Origin of the sequence: Luteolibacter flavescens, assembly GCF_025950085.1 — a bacterium.
GTDB classification, from domain to species: domain Bacteria; phylum Verrucomicrobiota; class Verrucomicrobiia; order Verrucomicrobiales; family Akkermansiaceae; genus Haloferula; species Haloferula flavescens.
This window is the reverse complement of sequence record NZ_JAPDDS010000007.1, coordinates 113,762-135,816: the sequence shown is the minus strand read 5'-3', so window position 1 is coordinate 135,816 and position 22,055 is coordinate 113,762. Positions and strand designations below refer to the sequence as shown.

The following is a 22,055-nucleotide window of genomic DNA, read 5'->3' as shown; positions in this document are numbered from 1 at the left end:
GCCGCTAGACAGACCTCGTCGCCCGGCGGCACCAGCTCCCGTGATCTTCAATTCCTACACCTTCCTTCTGGTATTCCTGCCGCTGACCTTGCTGGTCTTCTCGCTGCTGCGGCGCTTTTTCCCCCGGGTGTCGTTCGCCTGGCTGGTGGTCGCCTCGCTCGCCTTCTACGGGGTATGGAATCCGGATCCGGAGCACGGCTGGTCGCCAAAGTACATCCTGCTCATCCTGGGCTCCTGCGGGGGCAACTATCTCATCGGCCGCTACATCACCGCCCACCGCGGCACGCCGCAGGGGAAATTCGCGCTGGCCGGGGGCATCACGACGAATCTCCTCCTCCTCGGCTACTACAAGTATGCGGGCTTCTTCGCCGCCATCGCCACGAAGCTGACCACCTGGCCGGGTGCCATCCCTCCGATCATCCTGCCGCTGGCCATCTCGTTCTTCACCTTCCTCCAGATCGCCTACCTGGTCGATGCGTGGCGCGGGCAGACGAAGGAGTACAAGTTCACGGACTACCTGCTCTTCGTCACCTTCTTCCCCCACCTCATCGCGGGGCCGCTGGTGCACCACAAGGAGATGATGCCGCAGTTCAAGCGGCGCCCCGGCCATACGCGCCATTGGGTGAATTTCTCGGTGGGCCTCGCCCTGCTCATCCTCGGTCTCTTCAAGAAGGTCGTCATCGCGGACAACCTCTCGCCCATCGCGTCGAACATCTTCGACCTCGCGGCCAACGGCGAACGCCCGCTGACGATCGGCGAGGCATGGGTCGGCGCAGTCGCCTACTCGCTGCAGCTTTACTTCGACTTCTCCGGCTACTCGGACATGGCACTTGGTGCGGCCCGCTTCTTCGGCATCCGCTTCCCGCTGAATTTCCACTCGCCCTACAAGGCGGTCTCGGTGGTCGATTTCTGGCGGCGCTGGCACATGACGCTGTCCCGCTTCCTGCGCGACTACCTCTACATCCCGCTGGGCGGCAACCGGAAGGGGCCGAAGCGCCGGTATGTGAATCTCTTCCTCACCATGCTGCTCGGCGGCCTGTGGCACGGGGCGGGGCTCACCTTCGTCATCTGGGGTGCGCTGCACGGCGCCTACCTGTGCCTGAACCACATGTGGTTCGGCTTCCGCAAGAAGATGGGCTGGAAGCCGATGCCGAAGCCGCTGGCTATCCTGCTCACCTTCCTCGCCGTGCTCATTTCCTGGGTGCCATTCCGCGCGGGCACCTATGAGATCATGGGTGGCCCCGAGGGCGGCCAGAAGGCGATCGCCGCCACCCGCGAGATCCTCGGTGCGATGTTTGGCATGAATGGCTTCCAAGGCTGGCCGGACCGCAGCGCGTATGTGGTGAAAGACAGCCACGCTTTCCGCGCCTGCCTCATCCTGCTGGTCGTCTGGTTCCTGCCGAATACCCAGCAATTCCTCCGCCGCTACCAGCCCGCGCTCGATCCGTCCCGCGTGATGGAGGGCCGCCCGGGAGTCCGCCGCTGGTGGGAATTCCGGCCAAATGCCGTGTGGGCCGTCGGGCTCGTGCTGCTCTTTGCCGGCGTCCTCTACCAGTTCGACAAGCTCAGCGAGTTCATCTACTTCCAATTCTAACCGGAGCTCCGCATGCGCCTGCCCCGCAAATCTTTCCTCAAGTTCACCCTGTCCGTGCTGATCTCCGCTGCGGTCATCCTCGCGGTCTTCATCGGCATCAATACCTGGGTCAATCCCCTTTGGGTCAGCAAGGCCCCGTGGAGCGACGACAGCTTCGCCGAATACCGGCCGATCTACCGTTACCAGCGCACTGGCAAGGCCGGCATCGCCGAGGCCCAGCCGTGGAAGGTCGCCTTCTTCGGCTCGTCACGCATCGACATCGCCTTCGACCCCGCCCTGCCCCAGTGGAATGGTACGCCAGCGGTGAATCTCGCCGTGAGCGCGGGCACCCTGCCCGAGACCGCGCCGATCCTCCACTACACGCTGGAGCGCGCGCCGCTGGAAATGGCCATCGTCGGCATCGACATCGGTGACCTGCTCGGAGGGAACTCCCCCATCAAGAGCACCGGCTTCATGGAGAGCCCGTTCAATCCGGACGGGAACCATCTGGAGCAGTCGCTGCGCTACTACGCGGGCATTTCCTCCTTCGAGTCCGCCGTCCAGACCATCATCAACAAGAGCAAGAACAGGCTCCCGGAATACACGCCGCTGGGCCATCGCCTGCGCCACCAAGAGACCGTGGACGTGGCCAAGGTGATCCAGCGTGACGCCATCTCCCATGCGCTGCGCGTGACCCGCCGCCGCAAGGCGAACCCGCCCGCCGAGCCGAATGAAACGAAGGCGGAAAAGCTCAGGCAGATCCTCAAGGAAACCAAGGAGCACAATTGCCGCCTGGTGCTGGTGATCCCTCCCAGCCACGCCACATACCTCGGCGTCTTCTACCACCAGGGAGATCCGGATCCCACCTTCAGCAAGGACCGCATCGCCATCGCGAGGATGGTCGCCGAGTCGAATGCGCAGTTCCCCGCCGCCCCGCCCGCGATCATCTGGGACTTCAATGACTTCCATCCGTTCAATGCCGAGAAGGTGCCGATGGACGCGTCCAAGATGCACTGGTGGCTCGACGGCACCCACGCCCGGAAGGCCCTCGGCGACGTGATGCTCGCCCGCATCATGGGCTGGCCGGTCGAACCCGCCGGAGCGGACTTCGGCTTCCAGCTCACCGAGGCAAATGCCGCCGAGCGCGACAAGGCCCTCCGTGATGGCTACGAGCGCTTCAAGACCGAGCAATCCGACCTCTGGAACTGGATGGAGCAAGGCATCCTGAAGTACCAGGACACCGCCGCGAAGAGCTCCGCGAAGGACGAGGCCGCTCCGGAATTCTGAGGCTAGCGGGTGGCTGGCCTCTCCGATCGACGCCAGCCCATTTGGAAGAGCAAGGCTGCGGATTTCAAAGGTCCGGGGCAATGCGTCGTGCCCTGCCGGGCCATGACAAAAGCGCCCTGCAACTTCTTTCCGGATGCACAGGTTTCATTTCGTTGGATCTTCTCACCAGCCATGAAACCAGACACCTTCCGATTCATTCCGTTTTCCCTCGTCCTGATTACAGCCGCCGTAGCCCAGGAGACCACTCCGGTGGCACCGGCCGAGCCCCCGGCGGTTCCCGAGCAGCCGCCTGCCGTGAATCCGACTGCGGATCTGGCCGGAGCCGCTGAAAAGCTGGCCGCGGCAACGAGCTACGCGTGGAGCCAGACAACTTCCTTCGGAGGGAATTTCGGCGACCGCACGACGACCGGGAAAAAGGGCAGCGGCGGCTACCTGCTGATCACCATGCCCGGTCGCGACCAGGAAATCCAAGTGCTCTCCCGCAAGGACAAGGTCGCCATGCTACGCGAAGGCACCTGGGTGGTGCCGAATGCGGAGGGTGAAGAGCAGGGCCCGGGCCGCTGGATCGCGCGGATGGTGCAGAATCTCCGCGAGCCCGTCACCGGTGCCAAGGACCTTGTTTCAAAGGTCACCGAGGTGAAGATCGAGAACAGCACCTATCAAGGGAAGCTCGATGAGACCGCGGCGAAGGAGCTGATGTCCTTCCGAGGATTTGGCCGACGCGGTGGCGGCGGCGGTCAAGGTGGAGGGGGCGGCACCCCGCCGGAAATCACCGGCGCGGGCGGCACCGTCACCTTCACCATCACCGATGGCGTGCTCACCGGTTACGAGACCACTTTGACCGGAAAGATGACCTTCAACGGTGAAGAGCGCGACGTGAACCGCACCACGAAGGTCTCCTTCACCGGAGTCGGATCGACGACCTTCGACATCCCGGAAGCCGCCGCCGGCCTCTTGGCGGAATGACGATTGAAACACCCGTAGCCGCCTGATCGGTCAATCTTGAGATATGTCCCCGCCAGCGGCGCGTCCGCCCAGGCGGTCCATGCTCCGGTCATCCCACCCCGCCGTGCCATGCCACCGGCGGGGTTTTTTCATCTTCCTGTTGTCTTGCCTCCATTCCCCTTGCGCCGCGGCGCGCGCCCCGTAGCCTCGCGGGATCATGCTAGCGCGTTTCGTAGTTCCGCTCGCCTTGCTTGTGGCAGGTCCAGCCCTTGCCCAAACGACCGCCACCCCCATCCCGAGAACGCCCGCAGGCGCTCCATCGGACATCTATCGCTCGGTCGTCCGCATCGAGAATGCCGCCCAGGTCCCGGACTACCGCACGCCGTGGAATAGCGGTCGCTTCGGCGGCGGCATCGGCACCGGCTTCGTCATCGGGAAAAACCAGTTCCTCACGAATGCGCACGTCGTATCAAACGCCCGCCGCCTTCTCATCACCATTCACGGCAGCCCGCGGAAGTATCCCGCACGCGTGAAGCACATCGCCCATGATTGCGATCTGGCGCTGCTCGAGGTCGAGGATTTCACCGACTTCGAGAAGTTCCCGGTCTTCTCCGTCGGCGATGTGCCCCAGCTTGAGAGCCAGGTCCGCGTCATCGGCTACCCCATCGGCGGCGAGCGCCTGTCCGTCACGCGCGGCGTCGTCTCCCGCATCGACTTCTCGTCCTACTCCCACTCGCGCGCCGACCAGCACCTCATCGTGCAGATCGATGCCGCGATCAACCCGGGCAACTCCGGTGGCCCCGTCGTGCAGGATGGCAAGGTCGTCGGCGTCGCCTTCCAAGGCCTGCGTCAGGCTGACAATACCGGCTACATCATTCCCCCGCCCGTCATCCGCCGTTTCCTGAAGGACATCGAGGACGGCCACTACGATCACTATGTGGATCTCGGGGCCTCCACCTTCCCGCTCTACAATCCCGCCATGCGGCAGGCCCTGAAGCTGCAGGACGATGGCAATGGCGTGCTCGTCACCGACGTCACCCCCACCGGCTCCTGCGAGGGCGTCCTGAAGTCCGGCGATGTGCTCGTCTCCATCGACGGCCACATCATCGACAGCGCCGGCCAGATCCTCCTCGACGGGGAAAAGGTGGACCTCAATGAAGTCGTCGAGCGGAAGTTCGCCGGGGACAAGGTCGCGCTACGCTGGCTCAGCAACGGCACCTGGAATGACAAGGACGTGGAGTTGAAGGCCCTGCCGCCTGCCCGCATGTATGCCATCCAGTATGAGAAGAAGCCGCGCTACACCGTCTTCGCCGGCCTCGTCTTCCAGCCGTTGGACACCAATCTCCTCGCCACCACGAAGCTCGATGACGTCAATGTCCGCCGCCTCTACAGCGACTACGTGCCGAAGGGCATCTTCACTGAGCGCGAGGACATCGTCATTCTCACCCGCGTCGAGAGCGATCCGGTGAATAGCCAGCTCGGCGGCTTCACCGGCAAGGCCGTGGACAAGATCAACGGCACCGTCGTGAAAAGCCTGAAGCACGCCCACGAGTTGCTCAATCCCGCCACCCCGCCCGAGTTCTTCGTCATCGAGCTCTTCGGCTCGCCTCGTCCCGTCGTGCTCCCCGGAGCCGCCATCGCCGCCGCCAACGAGCGCGTGAGCAAGACCTACGCCATCGAACATCTTTCCAATCTCGAAGAGTGAATCCCGCCATGCGCCCTCACCTCCTGCTCCCGCTCCTGCTGCTCGCCGCGTGTGATCGCTCCGGCACAGCCATCGGCACTGCATCCGCCGCACCGGAAGTGCCAGCCACCGCAACACCGCCCGCCCCTACGCCGGGCCCGGTGCCCGTGGTGAATCCCGAGTCTATCCTGCCCTCCGTCGTCCGCATCAATACGACCCAGCAATCCTGGAGTCAGGCCGAGCCATGGCAAAAGAACTCCCCCGGCAAGCGCCGCTCGCTCGGTGCCCTCGTCGGTGAAGGCCTCGTGCTGACCACCGCCGAGATGGCCGCGGATGCCACCCTCATCGAATTTGAGTCGCCGGACGGCAAGCGTATCGCCACCGCCAAGGTCGTCGCCGTGGACTATGAGGCAAACCTCGCGCTCCTCGGCCTGGCATCTCAGGACGACGCCAAGTTCTTCAACGGCACGAAGGCCCTAGAGATCGCCGCCACGCCGAAGCCCGGCGACACACTGGACATCCTCCAGGTCGAGGAGAACGGCACCCCGCTCATCACCAGCGGCGGCATCCAGAGCATCGACGTGGTGTCGAATTTCCTGCCCGGCCAATTCTTCCTCACCTACGAGGTGAAGGCCTCCATGCAGAGCGCCGCCAGCAGCTTCTCCCTGCCGGTGCTCCGCGAGGGCAAGCTCGCGGGCATCCTCACCAGCTACGACTCGAAGGACCAGCTCAGCGACGTCACCGCCACGGACATCGTCGCCCGCTTCGTGAAGGAAGGGGCCGATGGCGATTACGCCGGCTTCCCCTCGCTCGGCATTTCCATCAGCCGCACCGAGGACCCGAACTTCCGCCTCTATCTGAAGCTCGCCGAGGACGGCGGCGGACTCTACGTCTCCACCGTTCGCCCCGGCGGTGCCGCCGACAAGGCGGGCCTGAAGAAAGGCGACGTGATCCTCAGCATCGACGGCAACGAGATCGACCGCCTCGGCTATTTCGACGACGCCCACTACGGCCGCCTCTACTGGAGCCATCTCGTCCGCGGCGCAAAGGCCAGTGGTGACAAGGTGGACCTCTCCATCATCCGCGATGGCCAGCCCATGCAACTCAGTGCCGTGCTGGACCGCCGCGACGAGGTCAGCCAGCTCGTGCCCGCCTATGCCTTTGGCACCGCGCCTTCCTTCCTCGTGAAGGGCGGCCTCGTCTTCCAAGAGCTTACCCGTCCGCTGCTCGAGTCCTTCGGCAGCGAGTGGCAGACCCGCGCCCCGCTCAACCTGCTGGACGTGGTGGAAAACCCCGAGAAATACGAATCCCGCGGCCGCCGCATCGTCTTCCTCTCCAATGTCATCCCCACCCCTGCCACCGTCGGCTACGAGCCGCTGCAAAGCATGATCGTCACCAAGGTGAACGGGCAGGACATCAAGGACATGAAAACCCTCATCGAAGCCTTCAAGGCCCCGGCCGCCGATGGCCTCCATGCCATCGAATTCGACGAGGAGAAGATCCGCGTCTACCTCGACGAGTCGGCCTCGGACGCTGTGGATCAGCAACTTCTCCAGCGTGGATTGCCCCGCCTTTCGCGAGCCGAGGACTGATGGTCGAAAACCGTGATTTTCTTTCAATTTTCCTATTGTCAAAACCCGGTCGGCCACCCTTAATCCCGCCCCACCTCGCAGGGGTAACCAAGGCTCAGTAGCTCAGTCGGTAGAGCAGCGGATTGAAAATCCGCGTGTCGGCGGTTCGATTCCGTCCTGAGCCACCACCCCTGAAAAAGCAGGTAGAATGAAAAAGACCGCGGCACTCGCCCCGGTCCTTTTTCGTGCCGTCATGAAGCCACCAGGAGGCTCCGTTCGCTCACATCCCCCGGGAGAAGCGGGATCACCTACAGTGCCGCTTGGCGGACGGCCTCACCGGCCAGGCTAAGCCGGCTAAAGCCAGCGCTCCCGGCTCCGCCGATCCTAGCGCCCCCCTAGGAGCGCGAGCCACTGGCTCGCTTGGATGGAAGGCGAACCTTTGGAAGGAGCTGCACTAATGCGGAGCCCCCTTGGGCATCATGCTCTACCGGTCGCTTCGCCCGCCCGTCCAAGCGAGCCAGTGGCTCGCGTTCCCAGGGTGCCCGCTGTGTCACCGTCCGGGAATCGTCTTGCCAAGAACCGCTTCGTTTCGCGAATAGGAACACTTCCTAATGAGCAAGCGGATCCGACTCAAAGACGTCGCCGAGCGCGCGGGGGTGGCGGTCAATACGGCCTCCACGATCCTCAATCGACGGCCGAACTCCTGGGCATCGAAGGAGACCGAGGAGCGCGTCTTCCAGGCGGCACGCGAGCTGGGCTATCGCCCCTCGAAGACCGCCCGCGCCCTGCGCTCCGGCCGCTACCACACCATCGGCCTGCTTATCCAGGACCTGACGAATCCCTTCTTCTCCACCCTCGCCGACGAGTTGGAGGCCGCGGCCGAGGAACGCGGCTACGACTTGCTCGTGGAGAATTGCCGCTCGTCCCTCACCCGGGAAAAGCATCTGCTCGCGGATCTGGAGGACCTCGAGGTGGATGGCAGTGTCCTGTGGCTCTCGGACAATGAAGTCTTCCGCCCCGAACTCACCGAGATGGCACATGCCAAGCGTCCGGTGGTGGTGCTGGGCAATGGCATTCCTGAGACGCCCATCCCGGTTGATGCCGTGCTGTCCGACTTTTCCCAAGGCCTCGCCGATGCGGTGGATGCGCTGTGCCAGCTCGGCCACAAGCGCTTCGCCTTCGTCAGCGCGCTCGCGGAGGGACAGGCCGATGGACAGCGCCCGCAGCTCTTCCAGGAATTGCTCGCCGCGCGTGGCATCCCTGCGGGCAATATCGACATCCTCCGCACCGGCCACACGGTCGAGAGCGCCTGCGAGACCTTCGCCGGTTTTCTGAAGACGCGGCCCGACAAGCGTCCCACCGCACTTCTCGCAATGAACGACCTCGCCGCCATCGGCGCAATGCGGGCCGCCATCGAGGCGGGACTGAAAATCCCGGCGGATCTTTCGGTCGTCGGCGTTGATGATGTGCCCCTCTGCTCCTACCTGCCCATCAGCCTCACCTCCATCCGCCAGCGCTACCGGATGATCACTCGCACGGCGGCGGACCTGCTGATCTCTCGGATCGAGGCCGCGGAGGAGGAGCCGCTGCCACCACGGCAGGAAGTTTTCCCGACGATCTACACCCCGCGTGAAAGCGTCAGCCCGGCAAAGCCGTGACTGGAGCATCACCCGATGACCATCGTTGAATACCCCCACGGAAGCTCCGGCTACCAAGAACTCGTCCGCCTGCGCGACCTGCACCTGCGCCGACCCATCGGCCTGCAGATGAGCGAGAGCGATCTCGTGGGCGAGGAAAGCCAGCGCCACTTCGCGCTGGTGGAAGATGGCGTCATCCTCGGCGGCTTGGTCGCCAATCCCACCGGCGGCGGCATCACGAAGCTGCGGCAGATGTGGATCGACCCCGGACTCCGCGGCCAGGGACACGGCCGACTTCTGTTAGATGAAGTCGAGCGCAGGCTCGCTGCGGACGGGACGACCCACCTTGTCCTCCACGCGCGGGCGGAAGCGACCGGCTTTTACGAGAGCAGCGGATACCACGTGACTGGCGATCCCTTCACCGAGGTCGGCATCCCCCACTCTCGCATGGAGAAAAAAACAGGGGTGGCGTGACGCGAAGCCACACCACCCCCGGTAGCTTTTGATCGATCAGCGGAGGAAGGCCTCGTGCAGGCCGCCGTCCACGGTGATCACCTGGCCGGTCGTCTTGCTGAGGCGGTTCGTCACGAGGAGGAAGTAGGCTTCAGCCTGGTCCGCCGGGGTGATCGGGGACTTGGTCAGCGTGCGGTCCGCGTAGAATTGCGCGAGCTTCGTCACCAGGGAATCGGTCGCCTCATCATCCGTGTAGGGGATGTCGTACTTCGCCAGCGAACCGATGACGCGGTCGCGCGGGAACATCGCCGATCCCTGCACCACGGTCGCGGGAGCGACACCGTTCACGCGAACCAGCGGGCTCAGCTCGATGGCGAGTTCGCGGACGAGGTGATTCGCCGCGGCCTTCGAAGTGTCGTAGGCGAGGCTACCCTTCTTCGCCACGGCGGCATTCGCGCTCGTGGTGAGGACGAGGTTGCCACGCAGACCCTGCTCCTTCCACGTCTTCGACGCTTCGTCGGCGACGTAGTAGGAGCCGCTGACATTGATGGCGAAGGTGAGCGCCCACTTGTCATCCGGGATGTGACCGGACGTATCGCTCGGCACGAAGATACCGGCAGTCACGCAGATGTGGTCGAAGCCACCGTAGGCGAGCGCCACCTGGTCGAGCATCGCGCGGATGCTGGCGCGGTCGGTGATGTTCGCCGCGAGGCCGATGGCCGGGCCGCAACCGGAAACGCCGGTGCCTGCCACGCCGATGCCGAGGCCGTGCTTGTCGGTGATCTCCTTGGCGGTCGCTTCCGCGGCTTCCTTGTTCAGGTCCACGCACACGATGTGCGCGCCTTCCTTCACGAGGCGATGCGCGGTCTCCTTGCCAATGCCGGAGCCTGCGCCGATCACGATGACGATCTGGCGGGCCAGTTCCTTCTCGGCGGGCATACGCTGGAGCTTCGCTTCCTCGAGCAGCCAGTACTCGATGTCGAATGCCTCCTGCTGTGGCAGCGAGATGTACTCGTCGATCGCCTCGGCACCGCGCATCACTTCCACCGCGCAGTTGTAGAATTCCGCGGTCACGCGGCTCTCGGACTTGTCCTTGCCCCAGGCGACCATGCCGAGGCCGGGGATGAGCACCACGGTCGGATTCGGGTCGCGCATCGCCGGGCTGTTGGCGTGCTTGCAGGACTCGTAGTAGGAGGCGTAGTCCTTGCGATACTGCTCGAGACCGGCGGCGAGCTTGGCCTTGAGAGTCGCGACGTCTTCCGACTGCGGATTCCAGTCGACGTAGAGCGGCTTGATCTTCGTGCGCAGGAAGTGGTCCGGGCAAGAGGTGCCCAGCTCGGCGAGCCGCGGCGCATCCGCCGAGTTCACGAAGCGCAGGATCTTCTCGTCGTCCTGCACCGTGCCGATGAAGCGCTTCTGCTGGGACACCTGACCGCGCAGCCATGGCAGGATCGCGGCGAGCGTCGCCTGGCGCTCCGCTTCCGGCAGCGTGGTGTATTTCTGGCCGCCGAAGGCCGTGGCGTCGCCGCCCTTGGCCTGATACTTTTCCTCGATGTAATTGGCCGCCTTCTCGATGAGTTCCAGCGTCAGCGTGTAGCACGCCTTGTCGTCGTCATCCCACGAGATGAAGCCGTGCTGGCCCATCATGATGGCCTTCACGTCGGGCTGCTTCTTCGAGATCTCCTGCATGGCGAGGCCGAGCTCGAAGCCCGGGCGCATCCACGGCACATAGGACATGGCCCCGCCGAAGATCTCCTGCGTGAGCTTCTCACAATTCTTCGACGCGGCGATCGAGATGATCGCGTTCGGGTGCATGTGATCGACGTGCTTGCCCGGCAGGAAGCTGTGCAGCGGCGTGTCGATGGAGGATGCACGCGGGTTGAGATTGAAGGTGGTGTGGAAATACATCGCCACCATGTCGTCCTCGGCCTGCGACTTGAGGCCCTTCTCGCCGCGTGCCGCATAGACATCCTGCAGGGCGATGAGCTTGTCCTGATAGAGCGATGAGAAGTTCTCGCGCTTCGACGTGCGGAGGTCGCCACCCGAGCCCTTCACCCACAGCACCTCTGCACCGGCTCCGGAGAGAGGGTCCTTTTCCACGATCTTCGAGGACGTGTTGCCGCCGCCGGTGTTCGTGATGCGCTGGTCCGCGCCGAGGATATTGGAACGATAGACGAGACGCTCGACGGGATCGAGGGTTGCCGCATAAGCGTCGTCCCAGGAGAAGTTCACATTTTTAAAGTCCGCTGACATGGGTTGATCGAAGTTCGCGATTGACGTGAGCGGGGTGTGCGGGACAAAACCCACGAAAGCAAGCAATTTCCCACAAAAACCCACATGCTCGCCGCAGAACGCCAACGCCAGATTCTCGATCGTGTCCGCCGCGAGGGCACCGTACGCACCGCCGAGCTGGCAAAGGACTTCGCCGTGACGGAGGAGACGATCCGGCGCGATCTCGACTACCTCGGCCGACGCGGTCACGTGCGCCGCACCCACGGTGGTGCGATGGATGCCTCCGCCCCGCTCGGCGAGCTTTCGCAAAGCGAACGCGAGGCTCGGAAGCTGGAGGAGAAGGTGGAGATCGCCCGCGAGGCCGTCCGCCTGATCGGCCCCGGCGAGACCATCCTGCTCGATGCCTCCACCACCGCGTTGGAACTCGCGAGCTACCTGCCGGAAAACATGCCGCTGCGCGTGGTGACGTATTCGCTCGCCGTGATCGAAAGGCTGGCCGGCCGCGGCGATCTGGAACTCATCCAACTCGGCGGCACCTACGAGGCCCGCGGACGACGCTTCTCCGGCATGCTCACCGAATCTGTGCTGCGCCTGCTCAAGATCGACCGCTTCTTCTGCTCCGGCGCAGGACTCGATCCCGCCCAGGGCATCAGCGAGCCGAATCCCGAGCAGGCCCGCCTGAAGCGTCTCATGATCGAGATCTCCGCGTGGAATTGCGCGCTGCTCGACCACTCGAAGTTCGGCATCAAGGCCGATCACTTCTTCGCCACGCCCGCCGATGTCGATGTGGTGGTGACCGACCGCGAGTCGAAGGCCTACGCGAAGGGACAACTCAAGAACGTCCCCTACGAGCTGCGCTTCGCCCGCTAGGAGCCGGTGGCTCCCCGTCTTTCTTTTTGTAAACCCATCCCTCAATGCCCGTCTTCCTTTCCATCGACCTCGGGGCCGGCAGCGGCCGCGTCATCGCAGGCATCTCCGATCTTAAAACCCTCCGCCTGGAGGAAATCCATCGCTTCGACAATCCCGGCACCGATCTCCCCGGCGGCTCGTTTTGGAACATCGTGGGACTCTTCCGCGACATCGTGGACGGCCTGCGCCGCGCGGTGGAAAAGTATGGCAAGGACATCGTCGCCATCGGCATCGACACCTGGGGCTGCGACTACGGCCTGCTCGACAAGCAGGGACGCCTCCTCGGCATGCCGCACCAGTACCGGGACGCGCGCCACGAGGGCATGCCCGCGGTGATGCACGCAAAGCTGAGCGAGGCGGAGATCTATTCCATCACCGGCATCACGACGAACTTCTACAACTCCTCGCTGCACCTCATGGCCGAGGAGCAGGCCGCGTCCCCTGCGCTCGCGAATGCGAACTCGTTACTCTTCATTCCCGACCTCCTCGCCTTCTGGCTCTGCGGCGTGCAGGCGGTGGAAAGAACGATCGCTTCCACCTCGCAGCTCCTCGATGCCGCCACCGGAGATTGGGCGTGGGGCGTGATCGAGACGCTCGGTTTGCCCAAGGGGATCTTCGGCAAGATCGTCGAGCCCGGCACGGTGCTCGGCCCCATCCGCAAGGAAGTCGCCCGCCAGATCGGAATGGAAGGCATCCCGGTCGTGGCCAGTGCTTCGCATGACACCGCCTCGGCCGTGGCCGGCATCCCCATGGAAGGCGACGATGCCCTGTGGCTGTCATCCGGCACGTGGTCGATCATGGGGCTGGAGCGCAAGGATCCGATCCGCACGCCCGAAGCTTTCGCCGCGCGCTGCTGCAATGAGCTCGGCGTGGAGGGCACAGCACGCGTGCTGAAAAACATCGCGGGCCTCTGGCTCATCCAGGAGTGCAAGCGCCAGTGGACGCTGGACGGCGAAAGCATCTCCTACGCGGACATGGCCAAGCTCGCCGAGGCGGCACCGTCCTTCACCGCCTTCATCGATCCCGATGACGCCGTCTTCGCCGCACCCGGCGAGATGCCCGCGAAGATCCAGGCATGGTGCGAGCGCACCGGCCAGTCCGTGCCAAAGGACAAGGGCACGATCCTCCGCGTCGCCACCGAATCGCTCGCACTGAAATACCGCGTCGTTTACGAGAACTTCTGCTCGCTTGCGGGGAAGAAATTCGAGCGACTCCACGCAGGCGGCGGCGGCATCCAGAATGCCTTCCTCGCGCAGGCCACGGCGGACGCGCTGGGCATCGAGGTGATCGCCGGTCCCATCGAGGCCACCTCCTGCGGAAACATCGTCGTCCAGATGATGGCCACCGGACACCTCGCGGACCTCGCCGAAGGACGCCGCCTCGTACGCGAGTCCTTCGCCTTCCAGACCTACGCCCCGCACAATGGCCAGGCGTGGCAGGACGCATACGAACGATTCAAAGGCTTCATCGGCCGCTGAGCGGATTTGCCCGCGCCTTGCACTTCCATCGCTTCTTCCCCTCCCGGAACCATGATCGACCCCGAACGCATCTTTGAAATGGACTTCCTTCGGGCGACCGAAGGAGCCGCCATCATCGCCCATCGCTGGATGGGCCGCGGCGAGAAGGAGGCGGCCGATGCCGCCGCGTGCGATGCCATCCGCGGCATGTTCGACCTGATGGACATGCGCGGCGAGGTGGTCATCGGCGAAGGCATCAAGGACGAGGCACCCGGCATCTTCAAAGGAGAGAAGGTCGGCTCGTGGGAAGAAGGTGCGCCGCAATTCCACATCGCGCTCGATCCCGTGGACGGCACCACGAATGTCTCGAAGGGCATGGCGAACTCCGTCTCGTGCATCGCCGCGGCGATCCCCGTGGATGGCGAGGCCAGCGCGCTTGAGGACATCCCGGCCTTCTATCTCGAAAAGCTCGCCTACCCGGAAAAGGTCCGGCAGGCCTTCATCGCCGATCCCAAGCTGCCTATCAGCGTCGAGGCCCCGACTGAGGAAGTCATCAAGATCACCGCGAAGATCCTCGAGAAAGACATCCGCGACATCGTCGTGATGATCCTCGATCGCCCTCGCAACCAGCCCTACATCGACGCCGTGCGCCGCATCGGCGCGAAGCTCCGCATGATCGCCGACGGAGACATCGCCGCCGCGATCGCACCAGCCCTGCCGGAGAGCAACGTGGACCTCTACATCGGCATCGGCGGTGCACCGGAGGGCGTGCTTTCCGCCGCCGGACTGCGCTGCCTCGGCGGCGGCCTGCAGGCAAAGATCTGGCCGAAGGATAGCCTGGAGAAACGGGTCCTCATCGCCGAGGGCTACGGCCACCTGCTCGAGCGTGTGTATCTTTCCAAGGATCTCGCAAAGGGCGACCGCATCCTTTTCAGCGCCACCGGCATCTCGGACAGCCCGCTGCTCCGGGGCGTGGAGGTGAACGGAAACATCGCCCGCACCCACTCAGTGCTCATGCGGGTGAAGAGCCGCACCGTGCGCTCGATCAAGGCCGCGCACGACCTTTCCAAGAAAACCTTCCACCTGCGTTCGAAAGGCGGGGAGGTGCTGCTGGTAGACTGATCATTCGCGGGCAGCCTGACGGGGGAAAATCGGCGGACTTTTCGCGCGTCCTAGGTATTTTCACAGGATGCTTTTTCAAAAGTTGTCCGACAGACTGCCACGGACAGAAGCACGCCCGGGCAATGTGGCCAAGCACATCGTCCGGAGGTCTGCTCCGTGGCGAACGAAGGACTAAGCCTCCGTGGTCATGGGGACGTTTACACCCATGCCCTGATCGCGCCTTCCCGGCGGGGTCCGGGCTAAAAAACCCAAAAACCCCATGAAGAAATCAACGAAGATCCTGCTCACGTCCCTGACGTCCGGAGCCGGTCTGCTCGCGCTCGGTTGGCTTCAGGAAAAACCCGAAGCCACGACCACCGCGCAGCCGACCCCAGCCACCCCGGCAAGGGCGATGGCGAGGAAAGCCGCACCTACCCTGCCGGTCACGCAGCCCGTGGCGGTGGACGTGGACGCCGCCGCGCCCTTCACCGACATCGGCTCGCTGGAAAAAGGCGCGGTGATCCGCCTGCCCCTGCCCGATGGCGGCGAGAAAACCGGCCGCCTGAACTACGTGAACCGCTACCCGAATGGCGCGGCAGCCGCCGGCGGGGACATGGAGGACGGCAGCGGTACCTTCGAGATCGGCGGCGAGCCATGGGGCTATCGCGGATTCATTCTCCAGCGGCAGGACGGCGTCGCCTACGTTTATTCGAGCGGGAAGGACGGCGGACTACAGGTCGCGCGGCGTCCGCTCGGCGAGGTGATCTGCGAGCCGGAGCCGCATTGGAAGCCTCTCGCGAAAGTCGAGGGCCCGGATCCGGAAAAGGCGGCGATTTACAATGGCGGCCGCTCGGTTGGCGTCATCTATGAGGCGATCCCCATCCTGAGCAGTCTGCCGCGGGCCGCGGCGACCATTTACCTCGACTTCGATGGCGAGGTGATCGAGGGCCACTCGTGGGAAGGCGGACGGCGCATCATCGCCCCGGCTTACAATCTCCCGGCAAGCGAGGTGACGGACATCTGGCGGAGGGTGGCGGAGGACTTCGCGCCCTTCGAGGTGAACGTGACGACGGACCTCCAGGCCTACCTGCGCGCGCCGCAGGGCATGCGCATGCGGTGCATCACCACGACGAACAACTTCGCGGGTGCGGGCGGCGTGGCCTTCAACAACACCTTCCGGGAATCCGGCGATCCGGTGTGCTGGAACTTCTACCGCGGCAATGGCGGCGCGGTGGTGATCTCGCACGAGGTGGGCCACACCTTCGGCCTGCATCACGACGACACCACCACGCAGGGCTACTACGGCGGCCATGGCAGCGGTGCGATGAGCTGGGGCCCGATCATGGGCGCTCCCTACAGCCAGAACATCTGCCAGTGGAGCAAGGGCGACTACGTGAATGCGAACCAGCAGCAGGACGACCTCATCCAGATCGGCTCCTCGGTGGCGCGACGCGTGGACGACCATGCGCCGGATGCCGTGCAGGCAACCCCGCTGGTCATCGGCGCGGGCGGCTCCGTTTCCAATAGCGGCATCATCGGCAGCCCGGATGACATCGACGCCTTCACCTTCACAACCGGCGGAGGCACGCTGAACCTGCAATTCGACGGGGCGGTCAACAGCCCGAACCTCGACATCGAAGCGAAGCTCTACAATTCCGCGGGCACGCTGCTCGCCACCGCCAGTCCGGCAAACCAACTGAATGCCACGCTCAACACCACCGTGGCCGCGGGCACCTACACGGTGACCGTGGACGGCGTGGGCAATGGCACCTGGGCGACCAATGGCTACGACGACTATGGCTCGCTCGGTGAATTCACGATCACCGGCACCGTCCCCTCGCCCGGCTGGCGCTTCCGCGTGCCGGTGAATGCGCTGAATACCGCAGTGCTCGGCACCGTGGCACCCGGCGGGTCCGGCTACTCCATCACCGCGGGCAATACCGGCACGGTATTCGCCATCCAGAGCGGCACCGGAGTGCTGACTCTGGCGAACGCCTCCGCACTCGTGGGAGCCACCACATTCAATCTCACCGTGAACTTCACCTCGGGCGGCTCGCCGCAGTCGGTGCCGGTGAACGTGCGCGTCGGCCCGCTCCGCGGCGTGAAGCAGGAGATCTGGACCGGCCTGAGCGGCAACAGCCTCAGCAGCCTGACCTCGAATGCCAACTACCCCAACAGCCCGAACGTGACCCTCCACGCGGGCACCTTCCAGGGTGCATGGCCCGCGGACAATTACGGCCAGAAATTCAGCGGCTACCTGGTTCCGACCGAGACCGGCAACCACGTCTTCTGGACTGCCGCGGATGACATCAGCGAGCTGTGGCTCTCCACCGACAGCAATCCCGCCAACAAGGTCCGCGTCGCCTACAACAACTCGAACACCAACGTGGACTGGGCCAACCAGGCCTCGCAGCAGTCCGCGAACATCGCCCTGGTGGCCGGGCAGCGCTACTACATCGAGTATCTGCACCGGGAGAATGCCGGCGGCGACCATGCCGCGGTGGCTTGGCAAACACCCACCCTCTCCCGCCGCCTCATCGGCATGGAGTATCTGGAATTCCCCGGCACCATGCCAAACCGCGCGCCATGGCTCGCGAACATGACCTTCCGCGTTCGCGAGGACAGCGGTTCGGGCACGGCGGTCGGCACCCTGCTGGCGGGAGATTACGAACCCGGCTCGGTGGTTTCCGGCTACACGATCACAGGCGGCAATACGGGCAGCGCCTTTTCACTGAATGCCACCACGGGTGCGCTAACGGTGAATGGTCCCCTCTCCTTTGCCACGCTGCCGAAGTACCTGCTGGACGTGCAGGTGACCGACTCCGGCGGACTCCAGCGCACCGCGCAGATCGCAGTGGAAGTCGAGCCGCGCGCGGTGAAGCGCGAATACTGGAGCGGCATCAGCGGCACCCAGATCACCAACCTGACGTCGAACGCGAACTATCCCAACAACCCGACCACGGTCACCTATCAGGCATTCTTCGAAACGGGATCGAACATCGGCGACAACTACGGACAGCGTCTCAGCGGCTACGTGCGCGCACCGGATACCGGCAGCTACACCTTCTGGATCGCGTCCGATGACGCGGGCGAGCTGTGGCTCTCCACCGACAGCAACCCGGCGAACAAGGTCCGCATCGCCTACCACACCGGCGCGACGAATTCCCGCGAGTGGGGCAAGTTCGCGACCCAGCGCTCCGCGGCGATCACGCTGGAGGGCGGCAAATTCTACTACATCGAGGCTCTCCACAAGGAAGGCTCCGTCTCGGACAATCTTGCCGTCTCGTGGTCCGGCCCGGACTTCGGTCAGGTCATGCTCGGCGCGCCACATGTGACCCAGCAGTTCTACAACCACGCGCCGCCTGTGCTGGAAAACAAGACGGTCACCGTCTTCGACCGTGATGGCTTCGTCACGAATCTGGAAGCGAAGGACTGGTCGAATCCCGGCACCACGGTGACCTACTCCATCACCGGCGGGAATGCGGACGGCGCATTCACGATCAATCCCGCCACCGGCACCATCACCGCCACGGGCTCGCGCCTGCCCACCGGCAACCGCGTGCTGAGCGTGACCGCGACAGACAACGGCCCGACGCCGCTTTCCACCACCGCATCGATCACGGTGAATGTCGTGCGTGCCGGGCTGAAGCGCGAGGTCTGGACCGGCCTCGCCGGCGGCCAGGGTCTGGCCGAGCTGACCGACTCGATCTACTTCCCGCGTTCGCCGGACCAGACCGGCTTCGTCCAGCATTTCGAGGCTCCGACCAACTGGGGCGACAACTACGGCCAGCGCCTGAGCGGCTACCTGATCGCCCCATCGACCGGCAACTTCACCTTCTGGATCGCCTCCGATGACGGCGGTGAATTGCGGCTCTCCACCGACGCGAATCCAGCCAATGCAAGGGCCATCGCCAGCGTGACCGGTGCCACGGGGAACCAGGCATGGACCCAGCAGGGCAGCCAGCAGTCCGCGGTGATCCCGCTCGTGGCTGGCCAGCGCTACTACATCGAGGCGCTGCACAAGGAAGGCGGCGGCGGTGATCACCTCGCCGTGGCATGGCAGGGCCCCGGCATCACCCGCACCCGCATTCCGGGTGGCAATCTGGAGTATCCCGACAGCTATCGCCCCGCACTGAAGCGCGAGATCTGGCTGGGCAATACCACCATCACCCCGCCGGCCACCGCGCCGAGTTCGGAGAGCCAGCTCTTCACCTTCAAGTCCTCGCCGAACGTGGCGGACACCTACAGCGACCGAGTGAGTGGCTTCCTCGTCCCACCGGCGACGGGCAGCTACACCTTCTGGATCGCGTCCGATGACAACAGCCAGCTCCGGATTTCCACCGACGAGAACCCCGCCAACGCGGTCCAGATCGCCTCGGTGGCAAACAACACCGGCGTGGAAGCCTGGGACGCGAACGCTTCCCAGAAATCCGCCGCCCGGACGCTCGTCGCGGGCAAGCGCTACTACATCGAGGCTCTTCACCGCGACGGCACCGGAGCCGACCACATGGCCGTGGCCTGGGAAGGCCCGGGCATCACGCGACGGGTCATCGGCAACGAGTATCTGGAGCACCCGACCGCCCCCTCGGACCGCTCGCTGGCGAAGCGCGAGGTCTGGACCGGCATCTCCGGCGATTACCTGCCCGCGCTGACCGGAAACGCCGCATTCCCGGCGTCTCCGTCCACCGTCACCACCCTCTCCGCCGGAGCGGGGCTGATGAGCGGCACCAATGTGGCTGACAATTTCGGCCAGCGTCTCAGCGGCTACATCGTCGCGCCGGACCACGGGCACTACACCTTCTGGATCGCGTCCGACAATGCCAGCGAGCTGTGGATTTCCACGGACGACAATCCGGCGAACCGGATCAAGGTCGCCGGATTGAGCGAGCACGTCACCCCCCAGAACTGGGACGCGCAGGCCGGCCAGAAATCCGCGCCGCTCGCCTTTGAGGCAGGTCGCCGCTATTACTTCGAGATCCTTCACAAGGAAGGCATCGGCGGGGATCACCTCGCGGTGGCCTGGCAGGGACCGGGATTCGCCCGCCGCGTGATCCCGAATCAATTCCTGGAGCACCCGCTGGTCATCCCCGGCAAGTCCTCGATCCGGCGCGAAGTCTGGTCCGGCGTCACCGGCGAGACGATCGCCGATCTCACGGGGAATGCCGCCTTCATCGCGGGAACGCCGACGGCACGCGGTCAGCTCGCGACCTTCGAGACACCCTCCGGCCATGGTGACAACTACGGCCAGCGCCTCACCGCGACGCTCGTGGCCCCGGAGTCCGGGAACTTCAAGTTCTGGATCAGCGGCGACGACGCCACGGAGCTGTGGCTCTCCACCGACGCCAATCCGGCCAACAAGGTGCGGGTCGCCTACGCCACCGCCCACACCGCCTTCCGCGAGTGGACGAAATACGCGACGCAGGAGTCCGGCAGCCTGCCGCTCGTCGCAGGCACCACCTACTATATAGAGGCACTGCACAAGGAAGGCGGCAGCGTCGATCACCTCTCCGTCGCGTGGCAGGGTCCGTCCTTCACCCGGCAGGTGCTCGACGGGCGCTTCCTCCAGTATCCCGGCACGCCGCCCGCGGTGGCGGCGCTCAAGCGCGAGGTCTGGACCAGCATCGGCGGCAACAACGTCGGCGACCTGACCAACAAGCCCGCCTACCCGAACTCGCCGAACCAGACGCTGACCCTGAACAGCTTCGACTCCCCGGTGAACTGGAGCGACAACTACGGGCAGAAGATCAGCGCCTACCTGATCGCGCCGAAGACCGGAGACTACACCTTCTGGATCGCTTCGGACGATGGCGGCGACCTGAACCTCGCCACGGACGGCAACCCCGCCAACAAGTCCCGCGTAGCCTACACGACCAACGCGACCGGCCACCAAAACTGGACGAACAACGCGAACCAGCAATCCGCGACGATCGCCCTCGTCGCCGGCCAGCGCTGCTACATCGAGGCGCTGCACAAGGAAGGCGGCGGCGATGACTATGTATCGGTGGCCTGGCAGGGTCCGGGCTTCGGACGCCAGATCATCCGGAAGGAATTCCTGGAGTATCCCGGCCTGATGCCTGCCGAGGCTTCCTCGGGCAGCCCGATTATGGTACTGCCGGGTAATCCGGGCTTCACCTTCTGGCTCGACTACATGGGGCTGGAAGGCGCGGACCGCCTGGCCACCGCGGATCCGGACGGCGACGGTATTCCGAACAGCCTGGAATTCGTCCTCGGCGGCAAGCCGTCCGGACCGGGCGCGGCCTCCCTCGCCATCCTGCCAAAGCTGAGCCTGGAGCCGACGTGGGCGACCTTCGTCTTCCGCCGGGCCGACGTGGCCACCGCCACCGATCCCTTCGTGGAATACGGCGACCTCAGCGGCTGGAAACGCGCCAACGACGGAATCGATGGCGTCCAGATCCAGGTGGACAAGAACGGCTTCGAGCCCGGCGTGGACCGCGTGACCGTTAGGGTCCCGAGGACCGCGGACAAGCTGTTCCTGCGGCTGAACGGCAACCAATGATGCAGGGTGCAATTCCGCGCGGTTTGTGACGTAATTCCGTCATGAACCGCCGCGGATGGCTCCACCTCACCCTGGCCTCCCTGCCCGTCGCCTGCCGACGGGCACCGGAGGCGCAGGCGATCCACGAGGAGGAAATCCCGTGGCAACCGCTCGAAGGCCATTGGCAGCACGTGATGGGAGGCCCGCTTTCCACCCCGGAACCCGGCACGCTACGGCTCCAGTGGGGCGAGAGCCTGAGCGCCACGAAGTGGACCGGGCCACCGGTCACACCGCCCTTCGAAATGGAGTTGGAGGCCCGCCGGATCGACGGCTCGGACTTCTTCTGCGGCATCACCTTCCCTTCCCGGGAGAGCGGCGAGTGCCTCACGTGGATCGTCGGGGGGTGGGGCGGCAGCCTCGTCGGACTCTCGTCCATCGATGACAAGGACGCGGCCGAAAATGAAACGGCGCATCACCGGACATTCGAGAAGGAGCGCTGGTACCGCCTGCGGCTGAAATGCACTGCGGATCGCATCGAAACATGGGTCGATGGAGAGCGCGTGATTGACTTTGCGCCCCCCGGCCGGAAGCTCTCGCTGCGGCCCGGGCCGATCGATCAATGCGCGCCATTCGGGCTCGCCACTTGGCAGACCACCGGAGAGTTCCGGGCACCACGCTGGAGGCCTCTTCAGCCGTGACGGGAGCGGGGA

13 protein-coding genes and 1 tRNA gene are annotated in these 22,055 nt (G+C 64.8%); 13 read left to right on the top strand and 1 reads right to left on the bottom strand.

Features of this window, described 5'->3' with window-relative positions; all coding sequences use genetic code 11:
• Positions 1-40: 40 nt before the first annotated feature.
• The 8 genes from OKA04_RS14015 to OKA04_RS13980 all read left to right on the top strand — a co-directional run bounded on the left by OKA04_RS14015 (position 41) and on the right by OKA04_RS13980 (position 9,171).
• Positions 41-1,594, top strand: a complete 1,554-nt coding sequence (locus OKA04_RS14015) for an MBOAT family O-acyltransferase (RefSeq protein WP_264501806.1) — start codon at positions 41-43, stop codon at positions 1,592-1,594.
• Positions 1,595-1,606: 12 nt separating this feature from the next.
• Entirely contained in the window at positions 1,607-2,860 is a 1,254-nt protein-coding gene (locus OKA04_RS14010) for a hypothetical protein (RefSeq protein WP_264501805.1), read from the top strand.
• Between the two features lie 171 nt (positions 2,861-3,031).
• Positions 3,032-3,826 (top strand): hypothetical protein, encoded by a 795-nt coding sequence (locus OKA04_RS14005; RefSeq protein ID WP_264501804.1) that lies wholly within the window; start codon positions 3,032-3,034, stop codon positions 3,824-3,826.
• A gap of 196 nt (positions 3,827-4,022) precedes the next feature.
• On the top strand, positions 4,023-5,510 hold the full coding sequence (locus tag OKA04_RS14000; protein WP_264501803.1) for a S1C family serine protease: 1,488 nt from the start codon (positions 4,023-4,025) through the stop codon (positions 5,508-5,510).
• Positions 5,511-5,518: 8 nt separating this feature from the next.
• Positions 5,519-7,081 carry a S1C family serine protease gene (locus tag OKA04_RS13995; RefSeq protein ID WP_264501802.1) on the top strand — a complete coding sequence of 521 codons (1,563 nt, stop codon included), beginning with the start codon at positions 5,519-5,521 and terminating at the stop codon, positions 7,079-7,081.
• Between the two features lie 91 nt (positions 7,082-7,172).
• Positions 7,173-7,248 (top strand) — tRNA-Phe (locus OKA04_RS13990).
• A 423-nt stretch (positions 7,249-7,671) separates the two neighbouring features.
• A complete protein-coding gene (locus OKA04_RS13985; protein ID WP_264501801.1) occupies positions 7,672-8,718 on the top strand; it encodes a LacI family DNA-binding transcriptional regulator in 1,047 nt (348 codons plus the stop codon).
• 15 nt (positions 8,719-8,733) lie between these two features.
• Positions 8,734-9,171: a GNAT family N-acetyltransferase gene (locus OKA04_RS13980; RefSeq protein ID WP_264501800.1), complete on the top strand. Its 438-nt coding sequence runs from the start codon at positions 8,734-8,736 to the stop codon at positions 9,169-9,171.
• 36 nt (positions 9,172-9,207) lie between these two features.
• Here OKA04_RS13980 and OKA04_RS13975 read toward each other — a convergent pair whose 3' ends face one another.
• Positions 9,208-11,403 carry a bifunctional rhamnulose-1-phosphate aldolase/short-chain dehydrogenase gene (locus OKA04_RS13975; RefSeq protein WP_264501799.1) on the bottom strand — a complete coding sequence of 732 codons (2,196 nt, stop codon included), beginning with the start codon at positions 11,401-11,403 and terminating at the stop codon, positions 9,208-9,210.
• Positions 11,404-11,487: 84 nt separating this feature from the next.
• On the opposite strand from OKA04_RS13975, the gene OKA04_RS13970 reads away from it, so the two are divergent.
• The 5 genes from OKA04_RS13970 (at position 11,488) to OKA04_RS13950 (ending at position 22,043) form a co-directional block, all read left to right on the top strand.
• Positions 11,488-12,252 (top strand): DeoR/GlpR family DNA-binding transcription regulator, encoded by a 765-nt coding sequence (locus OKA04_RS13970; RefSeq protein ID WP_264501798.1) that lies wholly within the window; start codon positions 11,488-11,490, stop codon positions 12,250-12,252.
• 44 nt (positions 12,253-12,296) lie between these two features.
• Complete coding sequence (locus OKA04_RS13965; RefSeq protein ID WP_264501797.1) at positions 12,297-13,769, top strand: rhamnulokinase; 1,473 nt, start codon at positions 12,297-12,299, stop codon at positions 13,767-13,769.
• A gap of 51 nt (positions 13,770-13,820) precedes the next feature.
• Entirely contained in the window at positions 13,821-14,870 is a 1,050-nt protein-coding gene (gene glpX, locus OKA04_RS13960; protein WP_264501796.1) for a class II fructose-bisphosphatase, read from the top strand.
• Between the two features lie 259 nt (positions 14,871-15,129).
• Entirely contained in the window at positions 15,130-21,366 is a 6,237-nt protein-coding gene (locus OKA04_RS13955; RefSeq protein WP_264501795.1) for a PA14 domain-containing protein, read from the top strand.
• 41 nt (positions 21,367-21,407) lie between these two features.
• Positions 21,408-22,043: a 3-keto-alpha-glucoside-1,2-lyase-like domain-containing protein gene (locus OKA04_RS13950; protein ID WP_264501794.1), complete on the top strand. Its 636-nt coding sequence runs from the start codon at positions 21,408-21,410 to the stop codon at positions 22,041-22,043.
• The last annotated feature ends 12 nt before the right edge of the window (positions 22,044-22,055 follow it).

Bases quoted from the DNA above. Each gene is read 5' to 3' on its own strand.
- OKA04_RS14010 (WP_264501805.1), top strand. From the start codon at position 1,607: ATGCGCCTGCCCCGCAAATCTTTCCTCAAGTTCACCCTGTCCGTGCTG.
- OKA04_RS14005 (WP_264501804.1), top strand. From the start codon at position 3,032: ATGAAACCAGACACCTTCCGATTCATTCCGTTTTCCCTCGTCCTGATT.
- OKA04_RS14000 (WP_264501803.1), top strand. From the start codon at position 4,023: ATGCTAGCGCGTTTCGTAGTTCCGCTCGCCTTGCTTGTGGCAGGTCCA.
- OKA04_RS13995 (WP_264501802.1), top strand. From the start codon at position 5,519: ATGCGCCCTCACCTCCTGCTCCCGCTCCTGCTGCTCGCCGCGTGTGAT.
- OKA04_RS13985 (WP_264501801.1), top strand. From the start codon at position 7,672: ATGAGCAAGCGGATCCGACTCAAAGACGTCGCCGAGCGCGCGGGGGTG.
- OKA04_RS13980 (WP_264501800.1), top strand. From the start codon at position 8,734: ATGACCATCGTTGAATACCCCCACGGAAGCTCCGGCTACCAAGAACTC.
- OKA04_RS13975 (WP_264501799.1), bottom strand. From the start codon at position 11,403: ATGTCAGCGGACTTTAAAAATGTGAACTTCTCCTGGGACGACGCTTAT.
- OKA04_RS13970 (WP_264501798.1), top strand. From the start codon at position 11,488: ATGCTCGCCGCAGAACGCCAACGCCAGATTCTCGATCGTGTCCGCCGC.
- OKA04_RS13965 (WP_264501797.1), top strand. From the start codon at position 12,297: ATGCCCGTCTTCCTTTCCATCGACCTCGGGGCCGGCAGCGGCCGCGTC.
- glpX (WP_264501796.1), top strand. From the start codon at position 13,821: ATGATCGACCCCGAACGCATCTTTGAAATGGACTTCCTTCGGGCGACC.
- OKA04_RS13955 (WP_264501795.1), top strand. From the start codon at position 15,130: ATGAAGAAATCAACGAAGATCCTGCTCACGTCCCTGACGTCCGGAGCC.
- OKA04_RS13950 (WP_264501794.1), top strand. From the start codon at position 21,408: ATGAACCGCCGCGGATGGCTCCACCTCACCCTGGCCTCCCTGCCCGTC.